Below are 18,514 nucleotides of genomic sequence, written 5' to 3' on the forward strand. Positions count from 1 at the left end.
CTTCGTTCCTCCTTATCGATTCGATATCGTTTCCTTATTTCTTCCCTTGCTCAGGCAATCCCGGCCGCTTGTTTGATTCGATCGATTTGCCCCAAATGGCGTTGCACGTGGCGGGTAAAGCCCTCCACGATATCCGTAATCTTAACGGTCTCTCCTTTGGCATTCACGCCGGTTTTCTCCAGATCGGCCGCATCCAAGCGGCTAAGCAGCAGACTGTTGTAGAGCAACAGCGCATGGAAAGCCTGCAACACGTCGGCAACGCTACCCGCATTGGCATATTGGCCGCTGACCCAGGCATCTTGGTTAAAAGCCGGCAGCCGGGCCTCCGTCCCCGCCAGGATATCGCGAATCCGAAAGGAAATGACGAGGCTGTGATCCACTAAGTGGGACAACACCTCCAGTACGCTCCAACTCTCCGGCTTCGGCTTCCATGTCGTCTGCTCCTCGCTCAGGCCATCGATCGCCGAGGCGAGTTGCCCATGCGTATTCAAAAAAGCTTCAAAGTTGACTAGGGTCATGCAATCCCCTCCGATTCAAAATCAGGTTTCCTCCCTAATCACCCGATCGAGCCGGCTGAATGAAACGATCGAGCGCAAACGGCCGCAGGGAGTAACCTGCCTTCCCATCTACTATGAAGTCCGCGAGAATTTCCCCGACCACGCTGGAAAATTTGAAGCCGTGTCCGGAAAATCCGCCCGCCACCCAAACCTGCGCGTGTTCCGGGTGCCGGTCGATAATGAAGTCCTCGTCCGGCGTCAACTCGTATTTGCAGGCAACGCCTTGCTTCAGACGGCCGGCTGCCCCCGGCATATAGGCCGACAACACGCGGCGCAGATCGCCCTCATCCTCGGGATGGCTCCCGAAAGGCGCCAAGGTCTCCCCCGGTGCCCAGGGAACTCCTCCGTCGTGGCGGCCGATCTTGAGGCCGGCTCCGCCGATGCTCGGGAACCCGTAGTAGCCGCCTTCCGGCGTACCCAGCGTAAACCCGGGAAACCGTCCCGCGTCAAAGCCAGAACCCGTTGTTTCGAACCACCCGACCACCTTGCGCACGGCGCGGATGGGAAGGTCGACGAACGGAGCGAGCGTGCTAAACCACGCTCCGGCGGTAAGCAGAACGGCCCCGGCATGAAACTTGTCGTCCGCCGTATAGACCGTAACGCCGCCGCCTTCCCCACTATGCACCTTCACCTTCCGGACGATGGAGTAGGTCAGCAGCTCCGCGCCTTGCGCCAAAGCCAGCTTGCGGTACGCCTCCACGCATCGCTCGCTGTACAAATACCCGGCGTCCGGCTCAACCATCGCCTCAAACGAGTCCGGGATCGTCAGCTCCGGCCAACGAGCGCGGATTTCCGCCGCGTCCAGCCATTCCGTGCGGACGCCCAGCGCCTCCGCCTGCGCGATTCGCTGCTTGTAGGAGTGTAGTCCTCGGTCTGCAAGATTCAACACGCCGGATGGCTCCAGCAGCCGGGTCCCGGTCAGCTCCTCCACTTCATTCCATAACCGGTGGGCGCGAACCGCCAATTCCGTATACACGGGATCTCCGCTGTATGCGTGCCGGATCAGCCGGGGTTCGCCGTGATGGCTGCCCTCCCGATGCGGGGGATCATAGGCGTCGATCAGCAGCGTCCGCAGGCCCTTGCGGGCCAAATAATAACCGGCGCTCATCCCCATGGAGCCCGCGCCGACGACAATGACGTCATAGGAGGCGACCGTACTCATCGGAGCGCCCCTTCCTTCCGCCCGACCTCCCTTTGCTGACCATCCAGCGCCAGTTCCGCCAGCTTCACGAAGAAGCCGATGCTTACCGGAATCGCCTGCTCATCAAGATCGAAAGCTGGGTGGTGCCATTCCCGCGGTCCATCCGTCCCCATGAAGACGAAGAGTCCCGGAACTTCCCGTTGATACCAGGAAAAGTCCTCTCCCGCGGGCGATGGAACCGGCGTAACGGCCCGATATCCCGCCGCCTCCGCCGCGGCCAGCCCGAGCTCCGCCAGCGCAGGGTCGTTCAGCACGGGCGGCGGGCCTTCGATCCAGCGGATGGCGGCCGTCGTGCCAAACGCAGCCGCCACTCCCTGAACAACCTCCTCAAAGCGCTTCAGCACCCGCTGCCGCACCTCTTCGTCAAAGGTCCGGATCGTGCCTTCCAGCAGCGCTTGTTCGGGGACGACGTTCCAGGCCGTCCCGCTATGCAGCTTCGTGACGCTGATGACGGCGCTTTCCAGCGAACCGACGTTCCGGCTGACGATCGATTGCAGCGCCGTCACGAGATGCGCGGCGGTGACGATCGGATCGTTGCCGGCTTCCGGCACGGCCGCATGGGTCCCCCGCCCGGCGATTTCGACGACAAAGCCATCGGCGGCGGCCATCAACGGGCCGCTCTTGATCCCGATCGTTCCGACGGGAAGATCCGGCTTATTGTGCATGCCGAAGATGGCTTGCACCCCTTCCAATGCGCCGCTGTCGATGACTTGCCGCGCGCCTTTGGCTTTCTCCTCGGCCGGCTGGAAGATCAGCCGGACCATGCCCTTCAGCTGCGACTCCCGGGCTTTCAGCGCATATGCCGTACCGATCAGGGCGGCGGTATGGAAATCATGCCCGCAGGCATGCATCTTGCCCGGATGCGTCGAGGCAAACGGCAGCCCGGTCTCCTCCTGGATCGGCAGCGCGTCGATATCCGCCCGAAACGCGATAACCAGTCCACCCTGGAGCCCGCCGACCTCTGCGACCAGCCCGGTCGCCAGCGGTACGTCCAGGATCCGGACGCCCGCTTCCTCTAACCAACCGCGGATCCGGCGGGTCGTCTCGAATTCCTCGTTCGACAGCTCCGGGAATCGGTGCAGCTCTCGGCGAATCGCCACGAACCGTTCTGCCGTTATCCCGGGCGTCCCTTGAATCGTATAAGTATCGTTAGACATGGTTACGCCTCCGCCGTCACTTCGACCAAAGCCTCGTGAAGCAGTTCAAAGGAGCGGACACGCTTCTCGAAAGGGCTGATATTGCTGGTAACGATCACTTCCTCAATGCCGGTATCCCGCTGCAGCGCCAGCAGCTGCTCGCGGACGGCTTCCTTGGTGCCTTTGACAATCCAGGGCTCCTGCTCCTCGATCGTATAAGACTCTCCCGCCTGACGGCCGAACTCTTCCGCTTGCTCCCGCGTGCCGAGCGTCACCGTTTTGCCGCTGCCCAGCCGCACCTTCACGACCTTCTGCTTGCCGGCGAGTTCGGCGGCTTCCGCTTCGGATTCGGCGACGACGACGGACAACGCCAGGATGACTTGAGGCTCCGAGCCGTACGACGTATCAAAGCTCTGCCGGTAAGTTTGGATCGCCTTGAGTGCGATTGCCGGATCCCCGTTAATGAACAGGGAGAACACATAAGGCAAACCGAGTCCGGCGGCAATCTCCGCACTGTCCACGCTCGCTCCGAGCACGTAAAGCTCGGGGGCCTGCGCCGGGCGCGGGGCGGCGCGCAATCCAGCCAGCGGGTGATCCGCCTCCAGGCGGTCCTGCACGTATTTGCGCAGCTCCACGATTTTGTCCGTCAGGGAAGCCGATTCCCGCGTGCCTTGCTGCAAAGCCTGCGTGCTTTTTGGTAATCCTCCGGGAGCGCGGCCGACGCCAAGGTCCACTCGCCTCGGCTCCAGGGAAGCCAACACATTAAAGTTCTCCGCCACCTTATAGGGACTGTAATGCTGCAGCATCACGCCTCCGGAGCCGATGCGGATCGTGTTCGTTTTGGCCAGGAGGTAAGAGATCAGCACCTCCGGCGAGGAACCGGCTACCTGTTCCGAATCATGATGCTCCGACACCCAAAACCGCCGGAACCCCAGCTCTTCGGATTTTCGGGCCAGCGAAACGGTATGCGCGAACGCCTCCTCCGCCGTTTCTCCCGGGTAAATCGGGCTTTGATCCAACACGCTAATCGTGAGTCCCATCTCTCTTTCGCCTCCAAACTAAATGTTATAGTTAAGCTCGGGAGTAATTCGTTTCAGGAACTGCTTCGTCCGTTCTTCGCGCGGATGGTACAGCAGCTCCGCCGGGCTCCCTTCTTCCACGATGACGCCGCCGTCCATGAACACGGCGTGGTTGGCCACGTCGCGGGCAAACCCCATCTCATGGGTTACGACAATCATCGTGATCCCTTCCTTGGCAATCTTACGGATAACCTCCAGCACTTCGCCGACAAGCTCCGGATCCAGAGCCGACGTAGGTTCGTCGAACAGAATCACCTCCGGCTCCAAGGCGAGCGCCCGGGCAATGCCCACCCGTTGCTGCTGACCTCCCGACAGCTGGCTCGGATAGGCGTCCAGCTTGCCGGCCAGACCGACCTTCTCCAGCAGTGCGATGCTGCGGGCTTTGGCCTCTTCCTTCGGCATGTTTTTGACGATGACCAGGCCTTCCATCACGTTCTCCAGCGCCGTCTTGTGCCGAAACAAGTTATATTGCTGGAACACCATCGCCGACTTTTGCCGAAGGGCATGGATATCTTTCTTCGTCGCTCGACTGCAATTCAGCTGAAAATCGCCGATGGCAATCTCGCCGCCGCTTGGCTTCTCCAGATAGTTGATGCATCGCAGCAGCGTGGTTTTGCCGGAACCGCTGGGTCCCAGAATGACTACGACATCACCTTGGTTTACCGATAGATCGATGGATTTTAACACCTGCTGGCGCCCAAAGGACTTGGAAATATGACGGAGCTGAATCATGCCACTCCCCCCCGGTTGTAAAGTTGGATTCGTTTCTCGAGCCGCGCCGTCAGCCGTTCGATCAAGACGGTCAGTCCCCAGAAAATCACCGCCGCCGCTAAGTAGGCCTCAAAAAACTTCCAGTTGGTCGAAGCGACGATTTGCGCTTTAGCGTTAATATCTACGACGGAGACGGTAAAGGCCAGCGTCGAGCCGTGCAGCATCCCGATCGCCGAGTTCGACAGGTTCGGGAGACTGACCGCCAGCGCCTGGGGGAACACGATCCGCCGAAGCGCCTGAAACGTCGTCATCCCGACGGAATAGGCCGCCTCGAGCTGACCGCGGTTCACCGCCAGCAAACCCGAACGAACCACCTCGGACATATAAGCCCCGGCTGTGATGGAGAACGAAATGAAGGCAAAAGCGATCATCGGGATGGAGGCGGATTTGAACCCCCAACCAAACCAGCTGGATAAGCCGTCAAGGATCACCGGCAAACCGAAGTAAATGAGCAGTAAGTGCGTCAGCATCGGCGTTCCGCGGATAAAGGTGACATAGGCGGTGGAAAGCGGACCCAGCACAGGCACCCGATACAGCCGGAACAACGCGGTGATCACGCCGATTCCAAAGCCGACCGAGACGGACACGGCGGTAATCAGCAACGTGGTAGGAATCGCTGACAGCAATTGAATGAATGCCGTCCAGATGAACGAGGGGTCGATTTTCATAGTTTTGCGCCTCCTTTTTCCGCGCCGATCCCGGCGAACATGCCCCGGATCGATGGCTTCCGCTCGATGCGAAATCTTCTTCTCTCCGCCCCACCCGGCTGCTCATGCTTCAGCAAACGCCGTTCGGCAGCTCGCAGAAACTTCTCCAGCGTGAAGCTCACAATCAAATAAATGAAAGCCAGGGCCAGATACGCTTCGATAAAATGCTGGGTGAGCGCGCCCAAAGTCTGGGCTTTTCCGGTCATTTCCATGACGCCGAGCGTAAACGCCAGCGAAGTATCCTTCAGCAAGGCAATCACCATATTGGAAAATACCGGCACCGCAACCGCCAGCGCCTGCGGCAATACGATTCTTGTAAACGCCTGAGTCCCCTTCATTCCGATGGCATAAGCCGCTTCAACCTGTCCCCGGTCCACGGCCGTCACCGAAGCGCGGATGGTCTCCGACATAAAGGCTCCGGTGTGCAAACCGTAGGTCAAAATGACGAAGAATAACACGGGCGCGCGGGAGATATCCAGGTGGGCCAGCTTCAACAGCTCCGGCAAGCCATAATAGAACAGGAACAATTGAATCAAAATCCGCGTCCCTCTAAAAAACGAGACATACGCCATCGAAAACTGCTCCAAGACCGGAATGCGGTACAGCCGAGGGAACGCGATCAAAAACCCGACGACGATCCCCGTCAACAGCGACCCGCCCACAATCAGCAAGGTTACGCCCAGCGTCGACCACAGCTTTGAAAAGGCGCCGATCACGAAAGAGAAATCAAACGGTGCCCCCACGAAAATCTCCCTCCTTTCCCGTCTTGCTCGTTAGTTATCGGAAGTAAAGTCTTCCCCGAGCCATTCCTTGCTCAGCTTGCCTAACGTGCCATCGGCTTTCAATTCCTTGATGGCGCCGTCGATGTCGTCGGCGAGCTTCTGCGCCTCCGGATCGTCCTTCCGGAATACAAAGAGGATATCCGCTTCGGACAGGTCCTCACCGGTCGTCTTCAGTTTCCCTTGGGGGTCGATCAGCGAAAGCGAGAAGTCCGCTCCCAGCGTGGCATCCACGCGTCCCGACGTGATTTGGCTGACCGTATCGTTCGCCGCACCGCTTTGATAAACGATTTCGATCGCATTGTTATTTTCTTTGTTATAGTTCTCCAGGATTTGCGCCTCCGCGCTGGTAGCGCCTGTCAGCACCTTTTTTCCCTTCAAGTCGTCCAGCGAATGAATCGTATCGTTGTCTTTCGCGACGATAATTTTGTTTCTCCAGTGGGCGTAGGGCTCTTTGTTGAACAGGTACTTCTCGGACCGCTCCGGATTCTTCTCCATCTCGTGGGCGACAAAATCGATCTTCTTCGTCTCCAGGCTTAGCAGCAGGTTGGAAAACTCCTGGGTCTGGAACTCGAATTCATATTCTGCCAGACGGTTATCGATTTCGCGAACAAGTTCAACGTCAAAGCCGGTTAACTTCCCGTTCTCGTCGATAAAGCATACTTTAGGAAATCCCGTCCCCGTACCCACGATGATTTTCTTGACTTCCCCCGAGGCCGCGCTCGCTGCAGCTCCCTTGGATTCCGGCCCGCCGGATGTCTCCGTTCCGCATCCTGCCAGCACTCCCGTTAACACCAGTACGGCCACCGCATTTAACCATCTCTTCATGTCTCTTGCCCCTTCCCCATTCGCGATTTTCTTTGTTTTACAATTCCTATAAGTTTAGTCAGGATTATGTTGACACTACTTTACTGTGATTTTTGTTACGCGTCTAATCGAGTTTTTCTATGGGTACATGCAAATCGTTAATGGGTGGAGCGCCTAGTTCCAATAGGGCGTCTATAAAAACATTGTTTTCGCCGCTGAGGGAGATCAGATGGGTTTGCAGGGAGACGCCCGCCGTCTCGAGGATGTCTACCGGGACAAGGCTTCCCTCCTCAACTTCATGTCTGGCGGACAGACCGGGGAGAAAGCAAATGCCGGCCCGGCTTAATACGAGTTTCTTGGCGGTCTCGGCATGATCGACTTGAAACACGATGTTCGGTGGCTGCTCCAGGCTTTCGAACGCGCGGTGAATTCGCATCCAGTCGAGCGAGCCGCATTCGAAGAATACGAGCGGTTCCCGCCGGATGTCACGGATGGAGGCGCTACCTGCCGTGGCAAGCGGGTGATCTTTATATACGTAAAGCCGGATGGGGTCATCGTAGAAGGGATAGGATTGGAAGGCCGGACTCATTTGCTTGCGCGCGAAAGCCAGGTTGATTTCTTTAGCGGTCAGCTTTGCCGCAAGGACGTCGGTCGGGCCGGTTGTCACCTTGAAGTTGATCAACGGAAAGCGTTGATGCAGAAGCATGAGCAAATGCGGCATCAAGTAGTTGGACACGGATACGGTACTGCCGATTCGAAGCTCCTCGGGGGTACCCGGCCGGGAGTGGAGATGATGTTTCCCTTTTTGGTAAGTCTGGAGGATTTGCTGGGCATAAGGTAGAAATTGTTTGCCTTTTTCCGTCAATTGGATTTGCTTCCCCAAGCGATCAAATAATCGGCTGTCCAGCTCCCGTTCGAGCGATTGTATCCGCGCGGTCACCGTCGGCTGGGAAAGAAACAGCACCTCCGCGGCCTTGTTGAAGCTGCCGTAGTGATTAATGTACACAAAAGCCTCGATATGATCGATGTTCAAAACGGTCCCTCCTCTAACGTTCATATATCTCACTATACCAATCTACATAGACGGTTTTCGGTTAAATTATCCTTTATCTTAGGGAGCCCGCCACTTTTTGTCAATCCTCCGATATAGAATTTCTTAATGGAAGTGCAAATATTTTTATATTCCGATGCGTTTAGTTGGTATTTAGCTTATACTTAGCTCACTTCACTTGATTGATGAACGAACTACCTCTATAAAGGGAGTGTTGGAAATGAGCCGTTTCGAACAGGAAGTGAAAATACGGGATGCCCGCGACGAAGAACGCGAACAAATCGCCCATGTGATGCTGGAGGCTTATCGGCAATATGCGTTTGACATGCCCCGTGAACGGTGGGAGGAATACCGGGAGAACATCCGGAGCTCCGTGTACGGCAACGGTCCCTACGCCCGCCTCGTAGCGGAGCTTGACGGAGAGATCGTCGGGAGCGTGCAGCTGTTCCTGACCTCGGAGGCGGCTTACGGAAGGTCGGACCTTGGCATCGAATCGCCCATTATTCGGCTGCTTGCCGTATCGCCCTACGCCCGCAGACGCGGGGTCGCCAAGCTGCTCCTCCGCGAGGCCGCCCGCAGATCCCTTCAGCTCGGCGCCCGCACGCTGTACCTACATACCTCGGACATGATGGCCGCTGCGGTGAAGCTGTATGAAAGCTTGGGTTTCGAACGGGCTTACGAAGCCGATACGTCCAATGGAGAAACCCTCGTCAAATCCTACAAGATTCAATTGACGGACGCGCTGCCTCTGCTTCAAGCGGGTGTCTGAGCGGCTCCGCGCCCGTTTCTGGCATCCCCGGTTCCCCCTAAGGTATAATAGAGTAGGCCACTCTATACACATCTAAAGATAAAGGACGGAACCCATCCCTATGATCGATAATTCCTATATCAACCCTCTGGAGCAGATGAAGGCGTTGCAAAAAAAGCTAACGCGGTTCATTATGATGTACAAATTTGCGCTCCACGAAGTGGAGACCAAAATCGAAATCTTGCAGGAGGAATTCCAGCTTCTGCATGAGTATAATCCGATCGAGCACACGAAATCGAGAATCAAATCCCCGGAAAGCATCATGAAGAAGCTGTACCGCAAGGGCGGCGCTACCTCTATCGAGGAAATCAAGCGCAACATCCGCGACATTGCCGGCATTCGCATCACCTGCTCGTTCATCTCGGACATTTACCGGATCAGCGAAATGCTGCGAGCGCAAAAGGACCTGAACATTCTCTCGGTGAAGGACTACATCAAACACCCCAAGCCCAACGGATACAAAAGCCTGCACATGCTGGTCGAGGTGCCGGTGTTTATGTCGGACGGCGAGGAGTTGGTCTGTGTCGAAATCCAGATTCGGACGATCGCCATGGATTTTTGGGCCAGCCTGGAGCATAAAATTTTTTACAAATATAACGAATCCGTGCCGGACCGTCTGCTCGAGGATCTCAAGAATGCCGCCGACACCGCCTATGAGCTGGATCTGAAAATGGAGCAGCTCCAGCAGGAAATGGAGGAAATCAAGCACGCGCATCAAGCCGAGGCTTCCGGAGAATTCCAACTGCTCATCGATAACCAAAAAATCAGCATCCCGCAAAACCTGCTGAAGTTGTTGTCGGGCGGGGAATGAGGCTTCGCCCTTTCCTCACAAAAGAGAGCTTCCCTACACCGAAATCCCGGCATAGGGAAGCTCTTTGTCATTAGGGTTTATAGCTTACTTAGATTCAACGGATCCCTTTTTATCAGCTTTGCTCGTATAAGGTTTAGGCGCGCTTTTCGCTCTTCGTTCACTTGCTTGCCAACGATTCCAACCTTTTTTGTCCGTTCCTCTGCCTGTACCGCCTTTCCCTTTGGCCATGTCATCACTCCGCTATAGTTGGTATGGCAATTATCTTTTCACTTTAACCTTTGGTTTAACCCTTTCCATTTCCTTACCCTTGTTTCTAGGCGCACGAACAGGCTGGGCTTCTTTTGGGGTTGGTGCTGTCTGCGTCATTGGGTAAGGATGGTCCTTGATTACGGGGATTCGCTTGCCAATCAATTTTTCGATATCTACCAAGTATTCCTTCTCGTCGAAATCGCACAAGGAAATCGCCACGCCGCTTTGACCGGCCCGGCCTGTCCGCCCGATCCGGTGAACGTACGTTTCGGGAACGTTCGGCAGCTCATAGTTGATGACATGGGACAACTCGTCGATGTCGATGCCCCGCGCCGCAATGTCGGTCGCCACCAATACGCGCAAGGACCGGTTTTTGAAATCTTGCAAAGCCGTCTGCCGGGCACCTTGCGATTTGTCGCCGTGGATGGCTTTCGCGCTGACCTGCGCTTTCGACAGGTGGCGCACAAGGCGGTCCGCTCCATGCTTGGTCCGCGTAAAGACGATGGCGGATTCGATGGATTCGTCCTTCAGGAGATGAAGCAGCAGATCCTTCTTATTGCTCTTGTCCACGTAATAAAGGTATTGCCCGATGGCATCCACCGTCGAGGATACCGGCGTAATCGCCACCTTTACGGGATTTCTCAAGATGGAATCGGCCATCTGAGCAATGACGCCGGGCATGGTTGCGGAGAAGAGCAGGGTTTGCCGCTGGGACGGCGTTTTTGCGATGATTTTCTTGACATCGTGGATAAAGCCCATGTCCAGCATGCGGTCCGCTTCATCCAGAATCAGGAGCTCCACGTCCTTCAGATCGATCAGCTTCTGCTGCATCAAATCATTCAGACGGCCGGGGGTAGCCACTAGAATATCAACGCCTTTTTGCAGCGCGGTCTCCTGCGGTTTCTGTGACACGCCCCCGAAAATGACAGCGCAGCGCAAGGGCAAATATTTGCCGTAGGCGCAAAAGTTCTCGTGGATCTGCAGCGCCAGCTCGCGCGTTGGCGTGATCACCAACGCCCGGATGTTCCGCCGGCCCGCCCGCGGCGCGTTGTCCTTGTGCAGCAATTGCAGCGTAGGAATCGCGAACGCGGCGGTTTTCCCCGTGCCGGTCTGCGCGCAGCCCAGCAGGTCTCTCCCGCTCAGAATAGGCGGGATCGCTTGTTGTTGAATCGGCGTAGGCGCCGTATAGTTCTCTTGTTCTAATGCTTTTAATATGGAAGGGATCAAGTTTAGTTCGTTAAATTGCATAATAACTCCTTGCCGAAATCGCTAATTTCGGCGGCCAGCATGTAAGGTCACCGATCATACCAATATAACACGGTGCGGGTGACCCGGCAAATGGGGAGCGGACTAGACGTTCCGATAAGGCCGTTTTTTGACCTTATTTCCACCTTGTTGCCCGCCATGCAGAAAATAAGGCCATTTTAGGGTCTTATTTTCTGATTGAAGGACTGAAAGGTCCTGCTTCTGCCCGATTTCGAATCAAATAAGGCCATTTTATGGCCCTATTTACCGCAACACGTGGCTTTTTCGAGAAATAAGGACACTTTTTACCCTTATTACCGCCGAGTGCGGCCGAGGATCGGGGACAGGGGACCACTTTACGTTCATCAATCATTGCCCACCCAGGTAATCCCCCACGTTGCACAACCAAACCAGATGGTCCTGCCCCGGTCCCCAGTAGTCCTTGGCCACGGCATAAGGCGCTCCGAACTTGCGCAGCCACTTCTGCTGCGCCCTCTTGTAGCCGCTGTCGAGGCAAAATCGCTCGATGCCCCGCTCCTTCAGCTCTTCCGCCAACGCCTGGATCAAAGCCGCCCCGATGCCTTGCCCTTGATAGGCGGGCAGCACGTACAAGCTTCCCAGTTCGCCAACATCATCCAGAGCGCGCCGAGTACATTCGGCGATTTCCTTCCCGCGGGGACCATAGGAGATCGTGCCGACCACCTCCCGATCCGCCTTCGCTATCAGAAAAAAGACGGTCCCCTCCGCCGCATGCGGCCAAGGCTGGAGCGGATCTAAGTCTGGTGCGGTCCGAAGCGCCGCGTCCACTAGCCTCTTCTTCCCTTCGACTTCTCGGCGGATTTCTTCTATTAAATCCCCGAGCCCTTCCCCGGCGAAAGCCTCTGGGATGGTTTGCTCGAATACCCGGCAAGCCTCCTCCCGATCTGCGGGAACTAACGGAACGATGTGGATACCTTCGACCATCGCAATCCCTCCTTCACATTTTTTCGAAATCTGCCTTCAAAATCCTTGATATCACCTTCATATTCTAAAGATTTTACCGAAATAAAAGCAAAGGGGCGATCCCCCCGAGAAAACGCAAACATACGTGATAACAAGCTGGAATACGCGGGTTTTACCTTTGGGTGGTTGTGGTATAATCACGATGATTTGCGAAAACGGATTCCATCCGGCAGCTTTGCATGCAAGAACGAACAAACAGAAACGGGTGATCAGATGTTCGAACTCAAATGGCTATGGCAGAATTTGGAGGGCAACCGGGCCAGGTACATTACGGCGCTGGTTCTTTCCGTCGTGGGCTCTTCGCTCATGATTATCAATCCGTACATAGGCCAACGCATTGTCGACACGTTTATTACGGGCGAAAATGCGGTACAGAATCTAACGCAGGAACGAGGGCTGCTCATCATGCTCTGTCTGGGCATGATCGGGTTTTCCTTGCTGCGCACGGGGCTTGCTTATCTGACGACGATGCAATACGAGCAGGCTTCGCAAAATATGTTGTACAAAGTCCGCATCTATCTGTACAACAAAATCCAAGGCCAGGATATGGAATACTACGACCATAACCGGACCGGAGACCTGATGACCAAGATGACCGGGGACTTGGACATGGTGCGCCACTCGATGGCGTGGATCATCAAGACGATCATCGAATCGGTAACGATCTTCGTCGCGGCCGTCGCCTATTTTTTCACGATTGATGCCGTGTTGACGTTGTGGCTGCTCGTTCTGGCGCCGCCGATCTTTATCGTGGCTTATATTTTCGCGAAAAAGGTCCGCCCGATGTACATCGACCTGCGTGAGCGGCTGTCGCAACTGAACACGACCACCCAGGAGAATATCTCCGGGAACCGCGTCGTTAAAGCCTTTGCCCGCGAGGAATTCGAAATCGAGAAGTTTACGGACAAGAACATTCACTTCTCCCAAGCCAACAAAAAAGCGGCGCTCGTTTGGCTGGACTACTTCCCGTATTTGGAGACGTTCGCGCAGGCGTTTAACGTAATCCTGATGCTGGCCGGCGGCTATTTCGTCATGCAGGGACGGATTACCTTCGGGGAATTTTCCGCGTTCTCCGCGCTGATCTGGGCCGTTTCCAACCCGATGCGCAATATCGGCATTATCATTAATGATATTCAGCGTTTTTTCGCCAGCTTAAGCAAAATCGTAGAAATTTACTATGCCAAACCTAACATTGTGAACGAGCACAAGGCCACCCGCAAGCGTCGTTACGAAGGACGGATCGATTTCGATCACGTCAGCTTCAAATATGACGGAGGCGAAGTGCTTCACGATATCAGCTTCTCGGTTAAACCGGGAGAAACCGTCGCCATCATGGGCTCCACCGGATCGGGCAAAACGTCTCTCGTGAACCTGATCCCGCGTTTTTACGACGTATCCGGCGGGCAAGTGTTGGTTGACGGCGTCGACGTCCGCAAGCTGGAGCTCGACGAGCTCCGCAGCAACATCGGCATCGCGACCCAGGACGTGCTGCTGTTCTCCGACACGATTGACGGGAATATCGCCTACGGCGATCCCGAACTGCCGGAGGAACAAACAGTCGAGTATGCCCAGTTGGCCGCGGCGCATGATTTTATAACGAAAATGCCGGAAGGGTATGACACCATCGTCGGAGAACGCGGCGTCGGCTTGTCCGGCGGGCAGAAGCAGCGGATTGCACTAGCCCGGGCTCTGGCGGTGCGCCGGCCGATTCTGATTCTCGACGACACCACGTCTGCGGTAGACCTTGAAACCGAGGAGCATATCCAGAAGAGCTTGCGTGAGTTGGACTTCCCCTGCACGAAGCTGATCATTGCTCAGCGCGTGTCCACGACGGCCGAAGCCGACCGCATTCTGATCCTGGACGGCGGCCGTCTGATCGAGGAAGGCACCCATGCCGAATTGCTGGCCAAACGCGGCTATTATTACGAGGTATTTATGCTTCAGAACGAAGGTATCGGAAGGACGGTGAGCGCTCATGGCCAGGAATAAATTCGATGTCGACGAGAACCTGGAATCTCCCTTTGACATCAAGCATTTCAGGCGTGCCATGGTGTACATCAAAAAACAGCAGAAGCCGATGATCGTTGCCTTCGTGTTAAGCGCCTTGTCAGCAGCGATCGCGCTGTCGGCGCCGCTCATTATTCAACACGTCGTCGACGTGACGATTCCGGAGAAAGCCTTCGGCGCGCTGATCGGGTGGTCCGTGCTGATGCTGCTCACGATCGTGGTCAGCGTCGAGCTGGCGACCATCCGCTCCCGGATCATGACCCGGGTCGGCCAGGATATCATCTTCGATATCCGCACGGACTTGTTCAAGCATCTGCAGGATCTGCCTTTTAAATATTACGACGATCGCCCGCAAGGGAAAATCCTAATCCGGGTCGTCAACTACGTCAACGCCGTATCGGACGTTTTGTCCAACGGGATCATCAACTTTATTCTGGAGATCGTCAACCTGATCTTTATCGCCGCATTTATGTTTGCGGTGGATGTCCGGTTGTCGCTGGTCACTTTGGCCGGTTTGCCGGTGTTCCTCGGCGTCATGCTGCTGATCAAAACCCGGCAGCGCCGGGCTTGGCAGGCCGTTTCGAACAAAAGCTCCAACATGAACGCTTATTTGCAGGAGAGCATCAGCGGGATCGGCGTGACGCAGATTTTCTCCCGCGAGAAGCATAACGAAGGCATCTTTACCCGCCTGGCTGGCAACTACCGCAAGGAGTGGATGCGGGCGCTGCGCTACAACGCCCTGATCCCGTTCACCGTCGACAATCTGGCGACGATCGTAACGACGCTCATTTATTTGGTCGGCTTGCTTGCGATGGGGCCGGAAGGCGTAACCTTCGGGGTGATCCTCGCAATGAGCAGCTATGCGGCCCGGTTCTGGCAGCCGATCCTGAACTTGTCGCAATTGTACAACAACTTCATTAACGCCGTCGCTTACCTTGAACGGATATTCGAGACGCTGGACGAACCGGTGACGGTCAGCGATGTGCCGGGGGCAAAGGAACTGCCTCCGGTGAAGGGCAACGTCAAGTTTAACGACGTGACGTTTGCCTACGATCCGGGCCTTAACATTCTGGAACACCTGAACTTCGACGTGAAGGCCGGGGAAAGCATCGCCCTCGTCGGTCCGACGGGCGCGGGCAAAACCACGGTCGTCAACTTGATCTCGCGCTTCTACAACTTGACCGACGGCGAGATTCTGATCGACGGTCACGATATTTCGCAGGTCACGTTGAAGTCGCTGCGCAGCCAGATGGGGATTATGCTGCAGGACAGCTTTATTTTCTCCGGCACGATCATGGACAATATCCGCTACGGCAAGCTGGACGCTACAGAAGAGGAGATCATCGCCGCGGCCAAAACGGTCTGCGCCGACGATTTCATCCGCGAGTTCGAGCAAGGTTACCAAACCGAGGTGAACGAACGCGGATCGAAGCTGTCCCAGGGTCAACGGCAGCTCATCTCGTTCGCCCGGACCCTGCTGGCCGATCCGCGGATCCTGATCCTGGACGAAGCGACCTCCTCGATCGACGCCAAGACGGAGCGCCTGCTCCAGCAAGGCTTGAACGAGCTGCTGAAGGGACGCACCTCGTTCATCATTGCGCACCGGCTGTCGACGGTAAAGAATTGCGACCGTATCATGTATGTCGCAGATAAGGGGATCGCCGAATCCGGTTCGCATGACGAGCTAATGGCCAAACGCGGCTTGTACTACCGCTTGTATACCGCTCAGAAGATGGAAGTTGTATAAAGCACGCAAATAAAGGCAATTCCGCCAAGCCGTTTGATCATGGCTTGCGGAATTGCCTTTTGTTATTTCCGAACGCTTGGCTCGTTGCTGACAGCTATCTTATGTTCGAACAAACCGATCCGGCTCTCGATGTATTCTTCAACCGCTTCGATGGGAATGTTCAAAGCGATCGCCAACTCGCCGTGCAAATTCTCCGAGGCCGAGCTCAATAGGCGTTCATCCGATTGCCGCAGTTTTTTGCCTAAACCGTTCTGCTCCCTTTTCTTGTGTAACATCGTTTTGATCACCTTGATCCATTCCACGTAATCGCAGGTGCCGATCGCTTGCTTGCAGCTGGCTTCCCGTGCCTTATCGTTGCTGATCCAGGTCGTGTCGATACTCGGAATCCGGGAGATCAGACGCTCGGATTCCTCACGCGAAAGGATGCTGCGCATGATCACCTTAACATTATCGACCGGCGTATAAATCGTAGTCCCTTTGAGATAAACCGGGTTGAGCAGATAATACTTGCGGTCCCCCTCTACTCCCGGCGGCGTGCAAATGTCTTTAATTTGACAGACTCCGTTGCTTCCGTAGATCACGTACTCATTTACCGCAAACATGGCCTTCCTCCTTTGGTATTCTAGTGAGAACCCTCCAACCTGGACCCCAAAAAATAAAAACACCGCCCACTCGATCTGAGTGAAACGGTGTTTGAAAACTCCGCCGTTTGGTTATTTATCACCCTAGGGATGTACCTATAATTTCATTATAGACTAAAAAACAAGGTTCATGTCATTTGTTTAGGAAATACTTCTGCGGATCCCTACTGGAAAATGTTTGGTTGTGAATCAATTCACTTACTTTGTCCGAAACGTATGTTATCCTCGCTAAAGGGCAACGAGAGAAAATCGTTTCCCTATATAGACATATAAAGTGGAGGGTTTATCATGCACAAGAAAGTAACAGCAACACTCATTCTCGTACTATCGCTGATGCTCGTCATCGCGGGATGCGGCAACGGGAATGAAGCCAAGAACCAAGCCCAGGAGCAGAACCAGACCCAAGCGGGCGGGCAGGCGGACGCGTCCAAAGAAAACGAAGCCGTAGCCGGCGCATCCGAAAAAAGCTATACTCCTTACGATCAGATGAAGGACAGCTACGATATTATTATCATCGGCGCAGGCGGTGCCGGTATGACCGCGGCACTCGAAGCCAAGGCTAGCGGCATGAATCCGGTTATTTTCGAAAAGATGCCGGTTGCCGGCGGCAACACGACGAAGTCGTCTTCGGGCATGAACGCCTCCGAGACGAAATTTCAAAAGGAACAAGGCATAGAGGACAGCAACGACAAGTTCTATGAAGAGACGTTAAAAGGCGGCCACGGGACGAATGATACCGACCTGCTCCGTTTCTTCGTTGACCATTCCGCAGGCGCGATCGATTGGCTCGATTCCATCGGAATTCGGTTGAATAACCTTACGATAACGGGCGGAATGAGCGAAAAACGCACACACCGTCCTGAAGACGGCTCCGCCGTAGGACAATACCTCGTCGACGGTTTGGTCAGAAACGTCCAGGAACAAGGCATTCCGTTGTTCGTTAACGCCAATGTCAAGGAGATTACCGAAAAAGATGGGCAGATCAACGGCGTGAAAGTGGTCATTAACGAAACCGAAGAAAAAACGATTACCGGCAAAGCGGTCATCGTGGCGACGGGCGGTTACGGGGCCAATCAGGAAATGATCACCCAGTTTAGACCCGATTTGAAAGGGTACGTCACGACCAACCAAATCGGCAGCACCGGCGACGGAATTACGATGATTGAGAAATTAGGCGGCGTTACGGTCGATATGGATCAAATCCAGGTTCACCCGACCGTGCAACAGGAGAAATCTTACCTGATCGGCGAAGCCGTGCGCGGCGAAGGAGCGATCCTCGTATCCAGCCAAGGCAAGCGGTTCTATAATGAAATGGATACGCGCGATAAAGTAACCGCGGCGATTAATGCGCTGCCCGAGAAGTCCGCTTATCTTGTCTTTGATTCCGGCGTGAAATCCCGTGCCAAAGCGATCCAGCAATACGAGAAGATGGGTTTCGTGCTTCAAGGCGACACGATTGAAGCCTTGGCCGACGCCATGGGCGTACCGGCGGATGCCTTGGCGAAAACCTTGGAATCCTGGAACGGAGCCGTTCAGAATAAGAAAGACGCCGAATTCGGCAGAACCACCGGGATGGATCACGATTTGTCCGGCGCGCCGTACTACGCCATCAAGATTGCTCCCGGTATCCACTACACCATGGGCGGCGTGAAAATCAACGCCAACACGGAAGTGTTGAATCAGCAAGGGAGCCCTATCCCAGGCCTGTTTGCCGCTGGCGAAGTGACCGGCGGGTTGCACGGGGATAACCGGATCGGCGGCAACTCCGTAGCCGATATCATCATTTTCGGACGCCAGGCCGGCGTCAAGGCTGCCGAATTCGTCAAGGCGCAGTAACCTTCAGCAACAACTAACGACACCCGCCAATGCTTGGACTCCAAGGAGTTCGAGCATTGGCGGGTTTTATTTTGACCCCT

18 protein-coding genes are annotated in these 18,514 nt (G+C 55.4%); 5 read left to right on the top strand and 13 right to left on the bottom strand.

What is annotated here, in order from left to right; translation table 11 throughout:
- Window positions 1-50: 50 nt before the first annotated feature.
- The 9 genes from MJ257_RS06935 to MJ257_RS06975 all read right to left on the bottom strand — a co-directional run bounded on the left by MJ257_RS06935 (window position 51) and on the right by MJ257_RS06975 (window position 8,070).
- Window positions 51-518 (bottom strand): DinB family protein, encoded by a 468-nt coding sequence (locus tag MJ257_RS06935; RefSeq protein WP_240268539.1) that lies wholly within the window; start codon window positions 516-518, stop codon window positions 51-53.
- Window positions 519-552: 34 nt separating this feature from the next.
- On the bottom strand, window positions 553-1,719 hold the full coding sequence (gene solA, locus MJ257_RS06940; RefSeq protein WP_240268540.1) for an N-methyl-L-tryptophan oxidase: 1,167 nt from the start codon (window positions 1,717-1,719) through the stop codon (window positions 553-555).
- Window positions 1,716-2,915: an amidohydrolase gene (locus MJ257_RS06945; RefSeq protein ID WP_240268541.1), complete on the bottom strand. Its 1,200-nt coding sequence runs from the start codon at window positions 2,913-2,915 to the stop codon at window positions 1,716-1,718. Before MJ257_RS06945 ends, solA begins: the two co-directional genes overlap by 4 nt.
- Window positions 2,916-2,917: 2 nt before the next feature.
- Window positions 2,918-3,934, bottom strand: a complete 1,017-nt coding sequence (locus tag MJ257_RS06950; protein ID WP_240268542.1) for an LLM class flavin-dependent oxidoreductase — start codon at window positions 3,932-3,934, stop codon at window positions 2,918-2,920.
- 18 nt (window positions 3,935-3,952) lie between these two features.
- Entirely contained in the window at window positions 3,953-4,705 is a 753-nt protein-coding gene (locus tag MJ257_RS06955; protein WP_240268543.1) for an amino acid ABC transporter ATP-binding protein, read from the bottom strand.
- A complete protein-coding gene (locus MJ257_RS06960; protein ID WP_240268544.1) occupies window positions 4,702-5,412 on the bottom strand; it encodes an amino acid ABC transporter permease in 711 nt (236 codons plus the stop codon). The genes MJ257_RS06955 and MJ257_RS06960 overlap by 4 nt, the downstream gene beginning before the upstream one ends.
- Window positions 5,409-6,194, bottom strand: coding sequence for an amino acid ABC transporter permease (locus MJ257_RS06965; RefSeq protein ID WP_240268545.1), 786 nt, complete (start codon window positions 6,192-6,194; stop codon window positions 5,409-5,411). The genes MJ257_RS06960 and MJ257_RS06965 overlap by 4 nt, the downstream gene beginning before the upstream one ends.
- A gap of 30 nt (window positions 6,195-6,224) precedes the next feature.
- Window positions 6,225-7,058 carry a transporter substrate-binding domain-containing protein gene (locus MJ257_RS06970; RefSeq protein WP_178023460.1) on the bottom strand — a complete coding sequence of 278 codons (834 nt, stop codon included), beginning with the start codon at window positions 7,056-7,058 and terminating at the stop codon, window positions 6,225-6,227.
- Between the two features lie 103 nt (window positions 7,059-7,161).
- On the bottom strand, window positions 7,162-8,070 hold the full coding sequence (locus MJ257_RS06975; RefSeq protein WP_240268546.1) for a LysR family transcriptional regulator: 909 nt from the start codon (window positions 8,068-8,070) through the stop codon (window positions 7,162-7,164).
- A gap of 238 nt (window positions 8,071-8,308) precedes the next feature.
- Here MJ257_RS06975 and MJ257_RS06980 point away from each other — a divergent pair, with 238 nt between their 5' ends.
- Window positions 8,309-8,857, top strand: a complete 549-nt coding sequence (locus MJ257_RS06980) for a GNAT family N-acetyltransferase (RefSeq protein ID WP_178023462.1) — start codon at window positions 8,309-8,311, stop codon at window positions 8,855-8,857.
- A gap of 100 nt (window positions 8,858-8,957) precedes the next feature.
- The gene (locus MJ257_RS06985; RefSeq protein ID WP_178023463.1) at window positions 8,958-9,707 is read left to right on the top strand and encodes a GTP pyrophosphokinase; all 750 of its coding nucleotides are present in this window, start codon (window positions 8,958-8,960) and stop codon (window positions 9,705-9,707) included.
- A gap of 84 nt (window positions 9,708-9,791) precedes the next feature.
- Here MJ257_RS06985 and MJ257_RS06990 read toward each other — a convergent pair whose 3' ends face one another.
- The 3 genes from MJ257_RS06990 to MJ257_RS07000 all read right to left on the bottom strand — a co-directional run bounded on the left by MJ257_RS06990 (window position 9,792) and on the right by MJ257_RS07000 (window position 12,164).
- Complete coding sequence (locus MJ257_RS06990) at window positions 9,792-9,935, bottom strand: DUF3934 family protein (RefSeq protein WP_240268547.1); 144 nt, start codon at window positions 9,933-9,935, stop codon at window positions 9,792-9,794.
- Between the two features lie 30 nt (window positions 9,936-9,965).
- On the bottom strand, window positions 9,966-11,204 hold the full coding sequence (locus MJ257_RS06995) for a DEAD/DEAH box helicase (RefSeq protein ID WP_240268548.1): 1,239 nt from the start codon (window positions 11,202-11,204) through the stop codon (window positions 9,966-9,968).
- Between the two features lie 366 nt (window positions 11,205-11,570).
- Window positions 11,571-12,164: a GNAT family N-acetyltransferase gene (locus tag MJ257_RS07000; protein WP_240268549.1), complete on the bottom strand. Its 594-nt coding sequence runs from the start codon at window positions 12,162-12,164 to the stop codon at window positions 11,571-11,573.
- A gap of 252 nt (window positions 12,165-12,416) precedes the next feature.
- Here MJ257_RS07000 and MJ257_RS07005 point away from each other — a divergent pair, with 252 nt between their 5' ends.
- Window positions 12,417-14,192: an ABC transporter ATP-binding protein gene (locus MJ257_RS07005; protein WP_240268550.1), complete on the top strand. Its 1,776-nt coding sequence runs from the start codon at window positions 12,417-12,419 to the stop codon at window positions 14,190-14,192.
- On the top strand, window positions 14,179-15,957 hold the full coding sequence (locus MJ257_RS07010) for an ABC transporter ATP-binding protein (protein WP_240268551.1): 1,779 nt from the start codon (window positions 14,179-14,181) through the stop codon (window positions 15,955-15,957). The genes MJ257_RS07005 and MJ257_RS07010 overlap by 14 nt, the downstream gene beginning before the upstream one ends.
- 62 nt (window positions 15,958-16,019) lie before the next feature.
- Here MJ257_RS07010 and MJ257_RS07015 read toward each other — a convergent pair whose 3' ends face one another.
- The gene (locus MJ257_RS07015; protein ID WP_178023474.1) at window positions 16,020-16,559 is read right to left on the bottom strand and encodes a CarD family transcriptional regulator; all 540 of its coding nucleotides are present in this window, start codon (window positions 16,557-16,559) and stop codon (window positions 16,020-16,022) included.
- A 327-nt stretch (window positions 16,560-16,886) separates the two neighbouring features.
- On the opposite strand from MJ257_RS07015, the gene MJ257_RS07020 reads away from it, so the two are divergent.
- Window positions 16,887-18,434: a flavocytochrome c gene (locus MJ257_RS07020; protein ID WP_240268552.1), complete on the top strand. Its 1,548-nt coding sequence runs from the start codon at window positions 16,887-16,889 to the stop codon at window positions 18,432-18,434.
- The last annotated feature ends 80 nt before the right edge of the window (window positions 18,435-18,514 follow it).

The sequence above is a fragment of the Paenibacillus timonensis genome (assembly GCF_022427145.1).
Classification (GTDB): domain Bacteria; phylum Bacillota; class Bacilli; order Paenibacillales; family Paenibacillaceae; genus Fontibacillus; species Fontibacillus timonensis.

What these genes read in the sequence shown, in the direction of transcription:
- MJ257_RS06960 (WP_240268544.1), bottom strand. Translation starts at nt 5,412, where the DNA reads ATGAAAATCGACCCCTCGTTCATCTGGACGGCATTCATTCAATTGCTG.
- MJ257_RS06970 (WP_178023460.1), bottom strand. Translation starts at nt 7,058, where the DNA reads ATGAAGAGATGGTTAAATGCGGTGGCCGTACTGGTGTTAACGGGAGTG.
- MJ257_RS06935 (WP_240268539.1), bottom strand. Translation starts at nt 518, where the DNA reads ATGACCCTAGTCAACTTTGAAGCTTTTTTGAATACGCATGGGCAACTC.
- MJ257_RS07010 (WP_240268551.1), top strand. Translation starts at nt 14,179, where the DNA reads ATGGCCAGGAATAAATTCGATGTCGACGAGAACCTGGAATCTCCCTTT.
- MJ257_RS07020 (WP_240268552.1), top strand. Translation starts at nt 16,887, where the DNA reads ATGCACAAGAAAGTAACAGCAACACTCATTCTCGTACTATCGCTGATG.
- MJ257_RS07005 (WP_240268550.1), top strand. Translation starts at nt 12,417, where the DNA reads ATGTTCGAACTCAAATGGCTATGGCAGAATTTGGAGGGCAACCGGGCC.
- MJ257_RS06985 (WP_178023463.1), top strand. Translation starts at nt 8,958, where the DNA reads ATGATCGATAATTCCTATATCAACCCTCTGGAGCAGATGAAGGCGTTG.
- MJ257_RS06950 (WP_240268542.1), bottom strand. Translation starts at nt 3,934, where the DNA reads ATGGGACTCACGATTAGCGTGTTGGATCAAAGCCCGATTTACCCGGGA.
- solA (WP_240268540.1), bottom strand. Translation starts at nt 1,719, where the DNA reads ATGAGTACGGTCGCCTCCTATGACGTCATTGTCGTCGGCGCGGGCTCC.
- MJ257_RS06990 (WP_240268547.1), bottom strand. Translation starts at nt 9,935, where the DNA reads ATGGCCAAAGGGAAAGGCGGTACAGGCAGAGGAACGGACAAAAAAGGT.
- MJ257_RS06955 (WP_240268543.1), bottom strand. Translation starts at nt 4,705, where the DNA reads ATGATTCAGCTCCGTCATATTTCCAAGTCCTTTGGGCGCCAGCAGGTG.
- MJ257_RS07000 (WP_240268549.1), bottom strand. Translation starts at nt 12,164, where the DNA reads ATGGTCGAAGGTATCCACATCGTTCCGTTAGTTCCCGCAGATCGGGAG.
- MJ257_RS06980 (WP_178023462.1), top strand. Translation starts at nt 8,309, where the DNA reads ATGAGCCGTTTCGAACAGGAAGTGAAAATACGGGATGCCCGCGACGAA.
- MJ257_RS07015 (WP_178023474.1), bottom strand. Translation starts at nt 16,559, where the DNA reads ATGTTTGCGGTAAATGAGTACGTGATCTACGGAAGCAACGGAGTCTGT.
- MJ257_RS06945 (WP_240268541.1), bottom strand. Translation starts at nt 2,915, where the DNA reads ATGTCTAACGATACTTATACGATTCAAGGGACGCCCGGGATAACGGCA.
- MJ257_RS06995 (WP_240268548.1), bottom strand. Translation starts at nt 11,204, where the DNA reads ATGCAATTTAACGAACTAAACTTGATCCCTTCCATATTAAAAGCATTA.